The organism is Fodinicurvata halophila (genome assembly GCF_042651425.1).
GTDB lineage: Bacteria > Pseudomonadota > Alphaproteobacteria > Kiloniellales > DSM-21159 > Fodinicurvata > Fodinicurvata halophila.
The window spans coordinates 66,582-81,389 of the sequence record NZ_JBHSCW010000002.1 but is presented as its reverse complement, the minus strand read 5'-3'; the positions used below and the strand labels follow the sequence as shown (position 1 = coordinate 81,389).

16 protein-coding genes are annotated in these 14,808 nt (G+C 58.8%); 7 read left to right on the top strand and 9 right to left on the bottom strand.

Going from position 1 to position 14,808, the window contains the following annotated elements; translation table 11 throughout:
• Positions 1–2: 2 nt before the first annotated feature.
• From ACFOW6_RS04195 to ACFOW6_RS04160, 8 genes are all read right to left on the bottom strand, one after another.
• Positions 3–686 carry a GntR family transcriptional regulator gene (locus ACFOW6_RS04195; RefSeq protein ID WP_382421086.1) on the bottom strand — a complete coding sequence of 228 codons (684 nt, stop codon included), beginning with the start codon at positions 684–686 and terminating at the stop codon, positions 3–5.
• A 15-nt stretch (positions 687–701) separates the two neighbouring features.
• A complete protein-coding gene (locus ACFOW6_RS04190) occupies positions 702–1,634 on the bottom strand; it encodes a D-amino acid aminotransferase (protein ID WP_382421085.1) in 933 nt (310 codons plus the stop codon).
• Between the two features lie 18 nt (positions 1,635–1,652).
• A complete protein-coding gene (locus ACFOW6_RS04185) occupies positions 1,653–2,438 on the bottom strand; it encodes an amino acid ABC transporter ATP-binding protein (protein ID WP_382421084.1) in 786 nt (261 codons plus the stop codon).
• Between the two features lie 4 nt (positions 2,439–2,442).
• Positions 2,443–3,108, bottom strand: coding sequence for an amino acid ABC transporter permease (locus ACFOW6_RS04180; protein WP_382421083.1), 666 nt, complete (start codon positions 3,106–3,108; stop codon positions 2,443–2,445).
• Positions 3,109–3,117: 9 nt separating this feature from the next.
• Complete coding sequence (locus tag ACFOW6_RS04175) at positions 3,118–3,864, bottom strand: amino acid ABC transporter permease (protein WP_382421082.1); 747 nt, start codon at positions 3,862–3,864, stop codon at positions 3,118–3,120.
• Between the two features lie 15 nt (positions 3,865–3,879).
• Positions 3,880–4,671, bottom strand: coding sequence for a transporter substrate-binding domain-containing protein (locus tag ACFOW6_RS04170; RefSeq protein WP_382421081.1), 792 nt, complete (start codon positions 4,669–4,671; stop codon positions 3,880–3,882).
• Between the two features lie 317 nt (positions 4,672–4,988).
• The gene (locus ACFOW6_RS04165) at positions 4,989–5,972 is read right to left on the bottom strand and encodes an NAD-dependent epimerase/dehydratase family protein (protein WP_382421080.1); all 984 of its coding nucleotides are present in this window, start codon (positions 5,970–5,972) and stop codon (positions 4,989–4,991) included.
• 36 nt (positions 5,973–6,008) lie between these two features.
• The gene (locus tag ACFOW6_RS04160) at positions 6,009–6,512 is read right to left on the bottom strand and encodes a hypothetical protein (protein WP_382421079.1); all 504 of its coding nucleotides are present in this window, start codon (positions 6,510–6,512) and stop codon (positions 6,009–6,011) included.
• Positions 6,513–6,680: 168 nt separating this feature from the next.
• On the opposite strand from ACFOW6_RS04160, the gene ACFOW6_RS04155 reads away from it, so the two are divergent.
• Positions 6,681–7,715: an adenosine deaminase gene (locus ACFOW6_RS04155; protein WP_382421078.1), complete on the top strand. Its 1,035-nt coding sequence runs from the start codon at positions 6,681–6,683 to the stop codon at positions 7,713–7,715.
• Positions 7,716–7,752: 37 nt separating this feature from the next.
• On the opposite strand, the gene ACFOW6_RS04150 is transcribed toward ACFOW6_RS04155, so the two are convergent.
• Positions 7,753–8,859 carry a CapA family protein gene (locus ACFOW6_RS04150; protein ID WP_382421077.1) on the bottom strand — a complete coding sequence of 369 codons (1,107 nt, stop codon included), beginning with the start codon at positions 8,857–8,859 and terminating at the stop codon, positions 7,753–7,755.
• A gap of 559 nt (positions 8,860–9,418) precedes the next feature.
• Between ACFOW6_RS04150 and ACFOW6_RS04145 the strand changes: the two genes are divergently transcribed.
• From ACFOW6_RS04145 to ACFOW6_RS04120, 6 genes are all read left to right on the top strand, one after another.
• Positions 9,419–9,841, top strand: a complete 423-nt coding sequence (locus ACFOW6_RS04145) for a response regulator transcription factor (RefSeq protein ID WP_382421076.1) — start codon at positions 9,419–9,421, stop codon at positions 9,839–9,841.
• Between the two features lie 251 nt (positions 9,842–10,092).
• On the top strand, positions 10,093–11,046 hold the full coding sequence (locus ACFOW6_RS04140) for a DMT family transporter (protein ID WP_382421075.1): 954 nt from the start codon (positions 10,093–10,095) through the stop codon (positions 11,044–11,046).
• A gap of 150 nt (positions 11,047–11,196) precedes the next feature.
• Positions 11,197–11,904: an SDR family NAD(P)-dependent oxidoreductase gene (locus ACFOW6_RS04135; protein ID WP_382421074.1), complete on the top strand. Its 708-nt coding sequence runs from the start codon at positions 11,197–11,199 to the stop codon at positions 11,902–11,904.
• Positions 11,904–12,197 carry a (2Fe-2S)-binding protein gene (locus ACFOW6_RS04130; protein WP_382421073.1) on the top strand — a complete coding sequence of 98 codons (294 nt, stop codon included), beginning with the start codon at positions 11,904–11,906 and terminating at the stop codon, positions 12,195–12,197. Before ACFOW6_RS04135 ends, ACFOW6_RS04130 begins: the two co-directional genes overlap by 1 nt.
• A gap of 14 nt (positions 12,198–12,211) precedes the next feature.
• Complete coding sequence (locus ACFOW6_RS04125) at positions 12,212–13,615, top strand: FAD/NAD(P)-dependent oxidoreductase (protein WP_382421072.1); 1,404 nt, start codon at positions 12,212–12,214, stop codon at positions 13,613–13,615.
• The gene (locus ACFOW6_RS04120; protein WP_382421071.1) at positions 13,612–14,805 is read left to right on the top strand and encodes an NAD(P)/FAD-dependent oxidoreductase; all 1,194 of its coding nucleotides are present in this window, start codon (positions 13,612–13,614) and stop codon (positions 14,803–14,805) included. Before ACFOW6_RS04125 ends, ACFOW6_RS04120 begins: the two co-directional genes overlap by 4 nt.
• Positions 14,806–14,808 lie beyond the last annotated feature (3 nt).

Sequence of the window (14,808 nt, the reverse complement as noted above, 5' to 3'; positions counted from 1 at the left end):
TTTTACGTTATGTGCTCATATTCTTCAATGGAATCGATAAAGCTCAGTGTCCGCTCTAATCCTTGGCGCATGTGATACTGAAGATGCTCAAGCATGAGGTCTAGATTATCGCCACATGCATATTCCACATAAGCCTCATGAGCATCGCGAAAAGGCCCTGGTCTCTGGTGAGCTCGTTGATGCAGCATGAAATAGAACTGTAAGTTCGGTAGAATTCTTTGCCATGCTTGATTCAGTAAATCGTGTTCACTTAACTCATAGCACCAACTGTGCAGGATCAATTCCAATTCAATTGCTTTATGTGGTTCTGTTCCTGCATCCACTGCCGCTACAAGATTCTCATTACGCCAGCGCAGATCTTCGAGCGCAGCGGGAGTTCGACGCTCCCAGCAATGTCGGAAGGCAAGCTGTTCAAGGGCGGTACGCAGTGAATAGAGTTCCTCGAGATCCTTCCTGCTCACACTTCGCACGAACAAACCCTTATAGGGAATACTAACGAGCAATCCGCTGCTTACGAGTTCACGTATTGCTTCACGTAACGGCCCACGGCTTGCCCCAAGCTGAAGTGAAAGTTCCGACTCAGTCAGGCGTTCGCCAGCTGATACTTGTCCACTAACGATCAACTCGCGCAATCGACGGACAATCTGTCCGCGTCGCGTATCATCAGTTAAAGGTTCCAGTTTCATGAAGCTACCAGAGGTTCAACGTGTGTTACGCGCTACGAGATCTGCGTAAAGCTTTTGCAGCTTCTCCAGCACTGGACCACGGCCACCATTCTCACCAATTGGTTTCCCGTCTATTTCGGAAACTGGCGTCTGAGCTCCAAAGGTCCCTGTCAAGAAAGCTTCGTCGGCACCGTATGCCTCGACCAGCGAGAAGTTCTTTTCGTAAACAGGAATTCCATTATCCCGGCATAAGTTTATGATGTTTTGCCTAGTAACCCCGTTCATGCAGTAGTCGCCTGTGGAGGTCCAGACCTCCCCTTTACGGACGATAAAGAAGTTGCAGGCATTGGTGGTGTTAACAAAACCATGAGGGTCAAGCATAAGGCCTTCGTCTGCCCCCGCCTGCTCAGCTTGCAAGCATCCAATCACGCAATTGAGCTTGGAATGACTGTTATATTTCGCATCCTGTGACATAGGCAGTCCACGGACCTGGGGGACCGTAGCAAGCCGGATACCACGCTTTTGCAAACTGTCTACAGGCTTGGAGTGTTCCAGGATCATGACGACCGTCGGCCCACTTTGGGATAGCGACGGATGCTGAAAAGGTCGAACCTTCACCCCCCTGGTTATCATGAGACGGCAATGCACGTCGGTGTGCATTCCATTGGCCTTGGCCGTATGGTCCAGGGCCTCCCGAATATCGTTTCGGGTCATGCCGATATTGAGGTCAACTGCCTTGCAGCTCTCAAAGAGCCTATCCATGTGCTCGTCGAAGAAGGCCCATCGACCATTATAGAGTCGCATGCCTTCCCACATGCCGTCTCCCAGCATGAAACCCGAATCATAAACGGAGACCTTAGCTTCTTCTCGCGGAACAAGTTCACCATTGATGTAAATAAAGATATCGCGATTGCGAATATCCTCCTCTGAGGCATGGGTGGAATGGCTATGTCGTTCAGGGGAATCCATTATTAAGATCAACCTCTATTAAAGCGTCGATTCAGGAATGCGGAATCTGCTGTGGCTGCGGAGAAAACTTTGTGTCGCAGTCTCTTGGGGATTGGTCAGAACGTCGGTAGGCGTTCCTTCCTCAAGAATCCGTCCCTCGGACAGAAAAAGAACCCGATCCGCTACAGTGTAGGCAAAGCCCAGTTCGTGTGTGACAATCATCATTGTCATGCCTTCATCGGCGAGTTCCTTCATCGTCTCGAGAACTTCCCCGACAAGCTCTGGGTCCAACGCTGAAGTAACCTCATCGAAAAGCATGACTTCGGGTTCCATCGCGAGAGCTCGCGCGATCGCAACCCGCTGTTGTTGTCCGCCCGAGAGATGTGCTGGGTAGGCATCCGCCTTCCATCCCAATCCGACCTTGTCGAGATGCTTAGTCGCCCGTTGCCGACATTCGGTACGACTTAGTCCTAGTACAGTGCGGGGGCCTTCCATCACGTTCTGCGCAACAGTCATGTGCGGAAAGAGGTTGAAATGCTGAAACACCATACCGACCCGTTTTCGGATTTGGGTCAGGTCTTGCTCTGAATAAACGGTCCTGCCCTTCGATTGGCGGCCAACAACTTCACCTTGCAATATGATACGGCCTGAAGTTGGTATTTCCAGAAAGTTTACGCAGCGTAATAAAGTCGATTTACCTGACCCTGAGGCGCCAAGCAGCACGATCGTTTCCCCTCTTCGGACCTCCAGGTCGATGTTCTTAAGTACTTCCAGGTTTCCGAAGGATTTACACAGCTGCTCCAAACGAAGGACTTCATCTGACATTTTCCTACTCGCTCTTCCTGAGGCGCTTTTCATACTGCTGTACCAGCAGTGCAGGTGGTGCGATAAGCACAAAGAAGATCAGTGCGACCGCCGTGTACATCTCGATCGGATTGAATTCGATTGTTGAAATAGTCTTGGCTTGATGCATGAGTTCACCGTAAGCGATCACGGATGCTAGGGACGTCATCTTTACGAGTTCAACGGCTCGATTCATGAAGGCCGGAAGCATTCGACGTACAGCCTGGGGAAGGATAATCCGGCGCATCTGTGCACCGTAGCTCATCCCCAATGCCTTCGCGGCTTCCCACTGTCCGCGGGAGATTGACTGAATCCCCGCGCGGTAAATTTCCGAGGAGAAAGCGACGGTGTTCAGCGTTAAGCCAAGTGAGGCGGCGGTAAATGCACCGATGTCAAAGGGTAACAGAATAGGCAGGGCAAAATAGAACCACATGATCTGCACCAGCACCGGCGTGTTGCGAAACACCTCGACGAACGCCGTTGCGGGCCAATTCAAGATCTTGAGCCTCGAATACCGTGCCATTCCTATGAAGAGACCGAAGAATAGTCCCAGCGTAAGGCAAACGGCAGCCAGTTTGAGCGTATTCTGAAGTCCCAGGAGAAGGAGGCCTCGGTGTGTGAATACGGCGGAGAAATCCCAAGCATATTCCATGTTTATGCCTCAATGCACCGTCGTTTCACCAGAACGTCCTAAACGACGTTCTAGCCTGCGTACTGCCAATGAACAGATGAAGATGATAACAAAGTAAATAGCTGCCGCGATTGTGAATACCTCAAGCGGTCGATAGCTCTCTTGAGCAATATTATTGGCCTGATATAGCAAGTCTGCATATGAAATGGTGCCGACCAGCGTTGTGGTTTTCATCAATTCAATTGCGCGTTCCAGAAAAGCAGGAATCATTCTCTTAACAGCCTGAGGCAGGATGATCCTTCGCAGAGACTGGTTGCGACTCATGCCAATCGCTTTGGCGGCTTCCCATTGGCCCGAGCTGATAGAAACGATCCCCCCACGGAAGACTTCTGCAAAGAATGCTGAGGACTGTAACGAGAAAGTCAGCACGGAAGCACTGAATGGATTTATCTCAACGCCGACCATCATGGGCAGGGCGAAATAGAACCAGAACAGCTGTGCGATGGGTGGTGTCGTGCGCAGGAACTCGATGATGAAGCTGGCAGGCCAACGCAGGAGCGCTGTGCTGGACAGTCGCAATAACGCCAGAAAAAGCCCTAGGGGCACCCCAAAGATCAATGCCAGGCCCGTGATCTTGAGTGTATTCACCAAGCCCAGCATCAACAGGTCGAAATCCTGGAGGATGACGCCGAAATCCCACTCGTAAATCAATGGGGGTCCTTCAGAATTCTCAAGATGCGCTGATGCGAAGGAGAACACCTGGGTGACGTGGATCACCCAGGTGTTGGCCTATTACCAGTCTTCGCGACGAATAGCTGGAACCGTCTCCGGATCAACGCCGAAGGATTCCAGAAACTCTTCGTACCACTCCTGCGTTTGGCCGGTCTCGTAGTAGTAAGCGATCGCGATGTTCACCCAATCACGAAACCTCTTATCTTCTTCGCGTCGGACGCCAACCGAAGATGCGGATTGGCGTATCGGCTCAGGAAGCACGATTTGGCCGCGCCCGGTTTCCTTCCGCATGGAAATCAACGGTGGATGAAACAACGAGACAGCGTTCACACGCCGGGATTGGAAGGCCGCAACAGCTTCTCCATTCGAGGGGAAGCGTTGAATTTCAGCTTCGGTAAGGCGCTCGCTTATATAGCGATCCATTGTTGTTCCCTGGGGAACGGCGATCTTCGTATCTGGAGTGTTCAAGTCCTCCCAGGTCGAGACCTCCATGTCCTCCTCGATCAGTACGGCGAGGGCATAATAAAGCAGGGGGCGTGAAGGAAAATCGACTGCCATTGCGCGCGCAGGCGTCGCATCGAGAACGAACATCAGGTCGATCTTGCCAGATTGCAGAGCCGATACGGCTGAGCCCCAGGTAACCTCGACAGGCTCAAATTCCACATCCAGTTCTTCAGCCATTGCGCGCCCCATGGAAGGACCGAGGCCGGTCCACTCATCACTTCCCGGTTCCTTGTAATACCAGGGTGGGGCCTGGGTGACACCGACCCGAAGTGTTTCGCGTTCCTGTATCTGATCCCAAGTAGAAGTTTGAGCCACTGCTGACGTGGCCATCATAAAAATGGCTGCCAAGGCAAAGGCAGCGCCTCTTAGAAGTCCAGACGGAACCATAGCTAACCCCTATCCAGTTCAATGTATTGTAGTATTGTCAACAATCTGACGAGACTGCACTGTATATTTCCCTTGAACGCATGGCAAGTATTCACAGGGCTGAGTAGGTTCTGAGCGAGGCTTTTATATTATATATTTAAAATCAGTAAGTTGTTTGGGATTTGTACGAGCGTCAGTGTGTTGGCCTAACTGCGATGGGGCCTTGTGGAACGGAGCGAAGGCTATCTTTAGACGGCTGACTGTTCTTTAATCAAAGGACAAATCCTGAACAAAAATGCCTAAAGCCCGTAATAGTCCCGGAACCAGGCAATGTGGTGCTCCAGGCCCCGGGACAGGTCGGTACGCGGGGCGAAGCCCAGGTCGCGGCGGGCGCGCTCGATGTCGGCGAAGGTGGCCTCCATGTCGCCGGGCTGGGCCGGCTGGGGATCCAGCGTGGCCTTGCGGCCGGTGATGCGCTCGATCTCGGCGATGAAGTCCATCAGCTCGGTGGGCCGGTTGTTGCCCAGGTTGTAGAGGGCATGGGGCGGCGCCTTGGCGCCGCCGTCGGCCGGCGGGCGCGTCATGGCGGCGCTCACGCCGGCCACGATGTCGTCGATGTAGGTGAAATCCCGCCGGGCCTGACCGTTGTTGAACAGCTTGATGGGCTGGCCGCGCAAGATGGCGTCGGTGAACAGCCAGGGCGCCATGTCGGGCCGGCCCCAAGGGCCATAGACCGTGAAGAAGCGCAGGCCCGTGCAGGGTATGCGATAGAGATGGGCATAGCTGTGCGCCATCATCTCGTCGGCGCGCTTGGTGGCGGCATAGAGCGAGACCGGACGGTCGGCAGCCTGCTCCTCCGAGAAGGGCAGCTCGGCGTCCAGGCCGTAGACCGAGGAGGAGCTGGCGTAGACGAAGTGTTCCAGCTTCGGCAGGTGGCGCGCCAGTTCCTGCATGACCACCTGGCCCATCAGGTTCGACTGGGCATAGGCATAGGGGTTCTGCAGCGAATAACGCACGCCGGCCTGAGCGGCCAGGTGGACGAGCCAGCGGGTGCCCGGATGACTGTCCAGCAGGGCCAGGATGGCGTCGCGGTCGGAAATATCGGCCTGGAGAAAGGTGAAGCCGCTGCGCCCATCCAGGCGGGCGAGCCGGTCCTGCTTCAGCTGCGGCGCGTAGTAGTCGTTCAGGTTGTCGATACCCAGGACCTGGTACCCCCGGTCCATAAGGTCCAGCGCCACCGCGTTGCCGATGAAGCCGGCGCAGCCCGTGAGAATGACGGTCATCTGCCTGTCGTTTCCCTGTCGTTTCTCGAGGGCAAGTCAGTTGCGCACGTGGCGATGCACGTCCTGGGCGCCGTGGGCGGTCAGGATTTCCTTCGCCGTCTTCTGGCGCTCCGGCGTCTCGGCGTAGACCCAGAGCAGCACAGCGCCCTGTTCCAGGGCCCGGGCGAACTCCTCGGTGCGCGGCGTGGCTTCCACCTGTTCGAGGAATTCCTTTGCCGCCATGCCGGCGACACCCGCCCCCACGGCCGTGGCGATGGCCGCGCCGAGCGGTCCCGTGGCCACGGCGATGAAGCCGGCGGCAGTCAGCGGCCCGACATACTTGGCCTCGCCCACCAGGCTGGACAGCCGCTCATGCCAGGGTGTCTCCTCGTTCTCCAGGGCCGTGTCTATGGATTGGTGCGAATCCAGCACCGAAAGGTCGGCATGCTCGAAGCCGGCCTCCTGCAGTTCTTCCACGGCCTTCGCAAATTCCTTGCGTGTGGCAAAGCGCCCGACGATCTCGGTGACCGGTTTCTTCTCTGGGGTGTCCGTTTCGCTCACGCGGGATCCTTCCCTGTCGTTCCTGGTTGCGTCCTCTGAGGGCGCAGTCTTGCCGCGTGGCGTAGGGCGGCGCAAGAGGGTTTCTTCGCAGGAGGCGGGAGGGATTTCCCATTGAGGGGCGCGAGGGGCCTGTTCTATCTTCCGCCTCTTACGGGAAAGGGGGCAAGCATGAGTGTGTTGGACGATTTCATCGAGGGCATGCCGAAGGTGGAGCTGCACCTGCACATCGAGGGCAGCCTGGAGCCCCGGATGATGTTCGATCTGGCCCAGCGCAACGCTGTGGCGTTGCCCTATGCCGACGTGGCCGGAATCGAGACTGCCTTCCGGCGCGGGGCGCGTTTCGAGAATCTGCAGGACTTCCTGGACCTGTACTATGCCGGCATGAGCGTGTTGTGGAGCGAAGCCGATTTCCATGCGCTGACCCTTGCCTACCTGGAGAGGGCCGCCGCCCAGAACGTGGTGCATGCCGAGATCTTCTTCGACCCGCAGGCCCATACCGATCGTGGCGTGCCCTTCGAGACCGTGATCCGCGGGATCACCCGTGCGCAGGACGAGGCCGAACAGCGCCTGGGGATCACCTCGCACCTGATCATGTGCTTCCTGCGCCACCTGGACGAGGAGGCCGCCTTCGAAACCCTGCGTCAGAGCCTGCCCTACAGGGACAGGATCCTGGGCGTGGGGCTGGACAGCGGGGAGATGGGCAATCCGCCCGCGAAGTTCCAGCAGGTCTTCGCCGAAGCGCGCAAGCAGGGCTTCCGGGTCGCCGTGGCTCATGCCGGCGAGGAGGGGCCGCCCGAGTATGTCCACGAAGCCCTGGACCTGCTGCAGGTCGACCGCATCGACCACGGCAATCGTGCGCTGGAGGACAATGCGCTGGTGGACCGGCTGGCGGAGTCCGGCATGGCGCTGACCGTCTGTCCCTTGAGCAACTACAAGCTCTGCGTCGTCGATGACCTTAAGGAGCATCCTCTGAAGATCATGCTGGATCGCGGCCTGAAGGCGACCATGAACTCGGACGATCCGTCCTATTTCGACGGCTATGTGAACGAGAACTATCTGGCCGTGACGGAGGCGCTGGGGCTCAGCCGCGAGGATATCGTCACCCTGGCCCGCAACGGCATCGAGGCCAGCTTCGTTCCGCCTGAGCGCAAGGCCGAGATGCGCCGGCAACTGGACGACTACCTGGTGGCTCACGCGGTTTAGCCAGTGCATCTGTCCGGCCTGTCGTGGCCGGAGCGGGCTAGAAAGAAAGTCTGAGGCTGTTCTCTTCGCTCAGCAGGACGCGTTGGTCCTGTACAGGCAAATTGCGGTTTAGGGTCCCTGCAAGCCAGGAGGCTTCTTCCCCCGTTGCGTGCTGCAGGCGGAACCGCCTGGTTCGAAAAGGCAGCATCTCCAGAGTTTCGAGACGGCGATGGGTCGGGTCGAGCTCGGCCAGATAGCCCAGCACCAGCTCCGGGCGATAGTCCGTGTGGCCGCCTATGCCTTCATAGTCGTTGATGAAATCGCCGCAGCCATAGAGGATCAGCTTGCCCTCATGACATTCCAGTCCCAGCGGATGGTGGCTGGAATGCCCGTGCACCAGGTCCGCTGCACCGCGCTCGATCAACTCGCAGGCAAATTCGCGATGCGCGGCCGGTATGTCATGCCCCCAGTTCGGGCCCCAGTGCAGCGAGAGGACAACGCTATCGCCAGGCTGGCGCCATCGCGCGATCCAGGACGCAACACGATCCACCTGCGCGCGCTGCAGGCTCGCCAGAAGGTTGACACCCGCGCGCTCGGGGCCCGCGGCCCAGTGGCGGGGAACACCGGAGGACGGGCAGGCATAGGAGAAGACCAGGATGCGCCGGTCTTGACCTGCTGAGAGGATGGCGGGCGCTGCGGCCGCCCCTTCATTGGCGCCGGCACCGCAGCAGGCAATGCCGAGCCCCTTCAGGGTCGCCAGCGTGTCGCCAAGACCCTGAGCTCCCCAATCGAGAACATGGTTGTTGGCAAGGACACAGCAATCGAGGCCGGCCGCGCTCAGGCACGTGGCGTTCTCCGGGTGCATGCGGTAGTTGATGCCCTTCGGCTCGGGGTGGCCCCGGGCGGTGAGGGCGGTCTCAAGGTTCGCGATGCGAAGGGCCGGCGCCCTGTCCGTCAGCGCCGCCAGGGCATCGCCCCAGATATAGTCGAACGGGGCCGGTCGCGGGATGGGACCTGAGCGCTGCTCGGCCAAGTCCACATAGCCGTGGGCTGAACGGACGAAATCCTCATGGAGGGTCGGGTCTGTGGGATGGGGCAGGATCTGGTCGACTCCCCGGCCCGTCATGACATCCCCGCAGAGGAACAGCTTTAGGGGTGCATCCATTCAGGGGTGCATCCATTGCGTCCAAGTGTGATCGGAGCCTTCTCGATACTCTGTGTGGCTCACTCGACCCGTTCAAGAGCAATGCATCATCCTATTGACTGTCGGGCTTCACAGGGCGGTTTGTCGCATGCCTTGAGAAAAGCTTGCAAAAAGATGTACGTATTATACGTGATTATATCTGAGCCTACTCCCCCTCTACGCATGGAGGGAAAGGGAGAATGCCCATGTGGATGATATATCCTGTGGCGGGACCGGCAGACCCGCGCTGGCAGGGACGCGCAATCTGGGATCGAGTCATTGTGCGTGCGCCCACAGCCGCCATGGCACGTGTTTTGGCGGCAAAGCTGGACCGCCCCAAGGTTCCGCACAGGATCGGGAACGAGACCCTCTGCTTTCGCAGCGGCCTTGAAGACGAGCGGCTTTATTGGGTGCGCCGTTTAAGTAACGAGGATGCTGTTCCCTGCAGCACGGAATTGTTGGGCTCCGATCAAGACAGCCTGGTTACGGCCGTGCTCAGGCAAGAATCGCACAGACCGGAACAAGGAACGGAGCAACGAAAATGAACAGGATTCTTCTGGCAGAGGCAGACGAAAACTTCCGCAAGAACCTGGCATGGTCGCTCAGTCGCGCAGGCTATGAGGTCGTGCAGGCCTCCAACGGCCGAGCGGCGCTGGAGCTTTTGCGTCACACTGCTCCCAGTCTGGTTGTTACGTCTGTCTTCCTGCCGGACAGGGATGGTTTGGAAGTGATCCGAGAAGTTCGGGCACAGCTCCCAGGAGTGCCGGTTGTTGCGCTCTCTGCAAGCTGCAAGCGCTGTGGCTACGATGCGTTCGATATCGCCTTGCGGCTGGGAGCGGACAGAGTGCTGGAGAAGCCGGTCACGTCTCAGGCCCTCTTGAAAGCCCTGATGTCCCTCCCTTTCCGGCAGCGGCAGGCCGGCTCTGGTTCGGTAGAGACCACGCAGAGGAAAGACGTCGCGTGAGGCGCTGGAGGCGGGTCCCTTGGGACTCGATCACGGACCTGCTGGCGCCTGCCAGGATCAGCAGCTGCGATAGGCAATATCGCACTTGAAAGGCAGCGGCTGATCCTCCATGGCTAATCCACAGTGGTTGGCGTCAAGTCAGGCGGCTCGCAAGCCGCGTGTTGAAGGCTTGCCCTCGGTGTTGCGCCCTGTTGATTCGGAATGCCATGCCTTTGTTCCGACGGCTCCTGCAAGGAAAACCATTCCCAGCCATGACCGCGGACCCAAAGCACACCACACGCGCAAACGATCCGGGGCGGGGCATGGCGCTGATGGCCGGGGCCATGCTGCTGGTGCCGGGGATCGACGCCATTGCCAAATCCCTCACGCCGGACCTCTCGCCGTTCCAGGTGGCCTTCCTGAGATTCTTCATACAGAGTCTGCTGCTCGCGGGGATTCTGCTGCTCCTTACCCGCGGAATGGCCTTCCGGGTCGCGCTCCGTGCTCTGCCGGGCCTGGCCATCGCCGGGGTGCTGATGGGGGCGGCGGTCGGGCTGCTGTTCGCAGCGCTGGTGCACATGCCGCTGGCCAACGCGATCGCGATCTTCTTCGTGCAGCCCTTGATCCTGACCGTCTTTTCCGCCCTGTTCCTGGGCGAGCAGGTGGGCATCCGGCGCTATAGCGCCGTCGCCGTCGGACTGGCGGGGGCCCTGATCGTGATCCGGCCGAACTGGATGGCGTTCGGGATCGTGGCGGTCTTTCCCCTGCTCTCGGCGGTCAGTTACGCGGCCATGTGGACCGTGATCCGCTCCATGAGCGCCCGCACGGGCGGCCTGCAGCTGCAGTTCTACAGCGGCGCCTTCGCCGCCCTGTTCCTGGGACTGGTTCTTCTGGTCGGGGCGGAGAGTGGCCTCGGCGGCGCGCTGGCCGGCTGGGGCGCCCTGGATCTCTCGCTCTGGCTGCCCCTGCTCGGCCTGGGCGGAATCTCGGTCGTCGGGCACATGATGATCGTGGGCGCCTTCCGCCGCACGGAGGCCAGCATCCTGGCGCCGTTCCAGTATCTCGAGATCATCAGCGCGACGGTGCTGGGCTTCCTGATCTTCGACGACTTCCCCGACGCGCTGACCTGGACGGGCACGGCGATCATCCTCGCCTCGGGCCTTTACGTCTTCTACCGCGAGCAGCAGCGGGGGCGCGTGGTGGCGGCGCAGAGCAAAGCGCGGTGAGGCAAGGAGAGCACTAAGCTCAATATCACTGCGCAATGCGAATTAGTTAAAATTATATGACCATAATGTGATGTGTTTTGTTGATTTCGCTGACTCTGCCGAAACAAGTTCGCACCCTCAGCCTAATAACAAGAAGAGAGGCGAGGGGAGATGCTGGATCGAAGTGGGTCCGTTGCGTTGGTGTCCGGGGCATCCCGGGGAATCGGCGCTTCCATTGCACGCAAGCTTGTGGAGGATGGATGGCGGGTCAGTCTTGGTGCCCGGCAACCCGAGACTCTTGGCAAAACTCTCGAAGCTGGCAGCAATGTACTCCATGCGCGATATGATGCTGAAGAAACAGGCTCAGACGCAGCATGGGTCGAGGAAACCCTGGATCGCTGGGGGCGCATCGATGCCCTGGTCAATAACGCTGGCGTGGTGCTGCCCTTCACAGTCGAAGATGATGACGAGACCAATCTCGATCGCACCCTCGAGATAAACGTCAAGGCGCCGCTTCGCCTGGCGCGCTTGTGCCTGCCGTACCTTCGCCAAGTCGATGCAGGGCGAATCATCAACATCTCTTCGCTCTCAGGCAAACGGGTCAAGAACGACAACGTCGCCTATGCAATGTCCAAACATGCAGTCGTTGCCATGACGCATGCGCTGCGGAAGGCCGGTTGGGAGGACGGTGTTCGTGCGAGCGTGATCTGTCCCAGCTTCGTGAGCACGGACCTGACAGCCACGGTAACCAAGGTTGCTCAGGAGGATATGACGTCTCCACACGACCTGGCCGAACTGGTGGGGACGGTGCTGCAACTTCCCAACCAGGCGAACGTCGCCGAATTGATCGTCAATTGCCGGTGCGAGGATCACTATTGATGCCAGGGCGCTTGCGTCATCTCCAGACCCCGCTGCCCGGCAAGACCGTGGAATTCGTGATCAATGGGCGGAAAGTAGTGGGTCGGGAGGGCGACAGCCTTTTGACGGCCATCCTGGCGAATCACAAGGCGGTTCGGCAGTCGGAATTCGGGGATGGTCTGCGTGCAGGCTTCTGCTTCATGGGGGCCTGTCAGGATTGTTGGGTAGAGTTGAGTGACGGGGGCAAGGTTCGGGCCTGTACAACCCTGCTTGAAGAGGGAATCCATGTCTCCTTGCCGGAGCCAAAGCTGTGACCGACGAACGGGGAATGAAAAGGCAACCTGTCATCGTCGGAGCAGGACCAGCCGGAGTGCGTGCAGCTGAAACCCTTGTGAAGGCCGGGCTCAGACCCGTGGTTCTGGATGAAGGGTTCAAAGCGGGTGGGCAGATTTATCGCCAGCCGCCTGTGCCGGACGGACGCGAACCTGAGGACCTTTATGGCAGTGAAGCGGAGAAGGCGTGCGCATTGCACGAAACCTTCGAGAGGATACGTCCGAATATAGACTACCGTCCGCGGACCCTGGCCTGGAACGTGATCGGGGATACAGTCGACTACTATGATGAGTCCGCTGATGTAGCCGGACGTTTACAGGCCAGCCATCTGGTCCTGGCGACCGGGGCTACCGATCGCACGCTGCCACTGCCGGGTTGGACCCTGCCAGGAGTGTACAGTCTGGGCGGGGCGCAAATATCGCTGAAGGCCCATCACAGCCTGATCGGTCGGGAAGTGGTTTTCGTGGGAACAGGCCCCCTGCTTTATCTGGTGTCCCTACAGTATGCAAAAGCCGGAGCCGATGTGAAGGCAGTGGTGGAGACGGCATCCTGGTCCAACCAGCTTCGCCATGCATCCGGGCTGGCTCATCTACCGTACGCAGCTGTACGTGGCGTCGGATTCATGCTTTCCCTGCGACGTATGGGCGTGCCCATCTACCGTGGGGCTCACGCCATCAGGTTTGAAGGCGATCCGGACGATGGTCTCTCTGCCGTTTCATTCGAGTCCGGAGGTCGCAGCCATCAGCTGTCCTGTGTCGCGGCCGCCATGGGATTTGGTGTGCGCTCGGAATGGCAGCTTGCCGAACTGGCCGGTGCGCAACTCAATTGGTCCGACATACAGCAGCAATGGGTTCCCGCTCTCACCGATCATGTCCGTGCATCTGTAGACAGCCTGTATCTTGCAGGAGATGGCGCCGGTGTCTGTGGCGCCGAAGCAGCCGAGATGAGAGGGGAGTTAGCAGGATTTGCCCTTCTGCAGGACCTTGGTCACTCCGTAGATTCCGGTCGGCGACAGGTGCTTGAGAAAACCCTCAAGAAGCAGTGGCGCGTGCGTGCTGCGCTCGACCGTATGTACCCTGTGCCGATGCATCTGCTCGATGAATTGGCGGAGGACACGCTTGTTTGCCGATGCGAAGCGATTGCCGCAGGCGAGATACGCCACATACTGGTCAGGCCCGGTGCCGAAGATGTCAATCGCGCCAAGGCCTTCTCGCGTGCGGGGATGGGGCGTTGCCAGGGACGCATGTGTGCCTTGAATGTGCAGGCAATTGTTGAGCGTGCGAAGGAGCAGGGGCCGCAAGCCATAGGTTGGCAAAGAACTCAGCCTCCGATCAAACCCGTTCCGATGGCTGCAATGGCCGATGCCTATGTGCCGGATCCAGAGGGAACACGGGAATGATGGACCTGGATCGTACGCCCTTGCAGTCAGGATACGATGTCGCCGTGATTGGCGGTGGCACGGCAGGCTGCTCTGCAGCTCTGTTCCTGGCGCTCCGGGGCCTGGCCGTAGTTCTGTTCGAAAGGCACCAATGCGGTAGCCAGGCTTCGGGTGTGAACTATGGTGGCGTGCGTCAGCATGGGCGGCATCGTGCGGAGATACCACTGTCAATCAAGGCACGTACAATTTGGGATGAACTTCCCGACTTGATTGGTCACGACTGTGAGTTCGACGCGAGCGGCCACGTGAAGCTTGCCCGCACGCAGGATGACATGGGTGAGCTTGAAGCCTGGGCGCGCGTTGCAAGGGACTTTGGTCTCGAGGTTGAACTGGTGACTGGAAACCAGCTTCGGGATCGCTTTGACTACCTTGGGTCATCGCTTGCCGGCGCTTCCATCATGCCCCAGGACGGGCAGGCCAACCCCAGGTTGGTGGCCCCCCACTTTGCGCGTGCCGCAGAAAGTGCCGGGGCGGACATCCGTGAAGGGGTCGATGTGGCCGCTGCCGAACGGGAGGGGACCAACTTCCGTATCGAGCTCAGCGATGGCCGGACGGCCTTTGCGGACGTCCTGGTCAATACAGCTGGAGCCTGGGGGTACGAGGTTGCGGCCAGCTTCGGCGAGAGTGTCGCGGAGGCGCCGCTCTCCCCGAATATGCTCGTGACGGAGCCCTTGCCCTATCGCATCAAATGCAGCTTCGGGATGTGTGGTGGTGATATCTATGCGCGCCAGATACCCCGAGGGAATGTGATTTTTGGCGGTGGGACGCGCGCCATTACCGATTTCGAGAAGAATCGCACACGCCCCAGGACTTCATCCAGCCAGTTGGCAACACGGAACCTGATCCATGCCATGCCCTTCCTAGCGGAGGCCAGGATCATCCGCAGTTGGAGCGGTATAGACGGCCTGATGCCGGACAAGATTCCGGTCGTCGGCCCCAGCAGCACGACAGCCGGTCTTTTCCATGCCTTCGGTTTTTCCGGTCACGGGTTCCAGCTAGGACCCGCCATAGGCGCCGTACTCGGCGACCTGATTCTCGATGGACGTACGGATACATCCATCGAGGAGCTATCCATCACGCGTTTCACCCAGGACGGGGCAGGCGTGAGGACAACCTCAAATCAACTTAATCCTTCAGAACAGGGAGAGTGAAGA

Coding starts and splice junctions, on each gene's coding strand:
- ACFOW6_RS04155 (WP_382421078.1), top strand. CDS start 6,681: ATGAGTGTGTTGGACGATTTCATCGAGGGCATGCCGAAGGTGGAGCTG.
- ACFOW6_RS04195 (WP_382421086.1), bottom strand. CDS start 686: ATGAAACTGGAACCTTTAACTGATGATACGCGACGCGGACAGATTGTC.
- ACFOW6_RS04125 (WP_382421072.1), top strand. CDS start 12,212: ATGAAAAGGCAACCTGTCATCGTCGGAGCAGGACCAGCCGGAGTGCGT.
- ACFOW6_RS04120 (WP_382421071.1), top strand. CDS start 13,612: ATGATGGACCTGGATCGTACGCCCTTGCAGTCAGGATACGATGTCGCC.
- ACFOW6_RS04165 (WP_382421080.1), bottom strand. CDS start 5,972: ATGACCGTCATTCTCACGGGCTGCGCCGGCTTCATCGGCAACGCGGTG.
- ACFOW6_RS04180 (WP_382421083.1), bottom strand. CDS start 3,108: ATGGAATATGCTTGGGATTTCTCCGCCGTATTCACACACCGAGGCCTC.
- ACFOW6_RS04130 (WP_382421073.1), top strand. CDS start 11,904: ATGCCAGGGCGCTTGCGTCATCTCCAGACCCCGCTGCCCGGCAAGACC.
- ACFOW6_RS04140 (WP_382421075.1), top strand. CDS start 10,093: ATGACCGCGGACCCAAAGCACACCACACGCGCAAACGATCCGGGGCGG.
- ACFOW6_RS04135 (WP_382421074.1), top strand. CDS start 11,197: ATGCTGGATCGAAGTGGGTCCGTTGCGTTGGTGTCCGGGGCATCCCGG.
- ACFOW6_RS04190 (WP_382421085.1), bottom strand. CDS start 1,634: ATGGATTCCCCTGAACGACATAGCCATTCCACCCATGCCTCAGAGGAG.
- ACFOW6_RS04150 (WP_382421077.1), bottom strand. CDS start 8,859: ATGGATGCACCCCTAAAGCTGTTCCTCTGCGGGGATGTCATGACGGGC.
- ACFOW6_RS04145 (WP_382421076.1), top strand. CDS start 9,419: ATGAACAGGATTCTTCTGGCAGAGGCAGACGAAAACTTCCGCAAGAAC.
- ACFOW6_RS04185 (WP_382421084.1), bottom strand. CDS start 2,438: ATGTCAGATGAAGTCCTTCGTTTGGAGCAGCTGTGTAAATCCTTCGGA.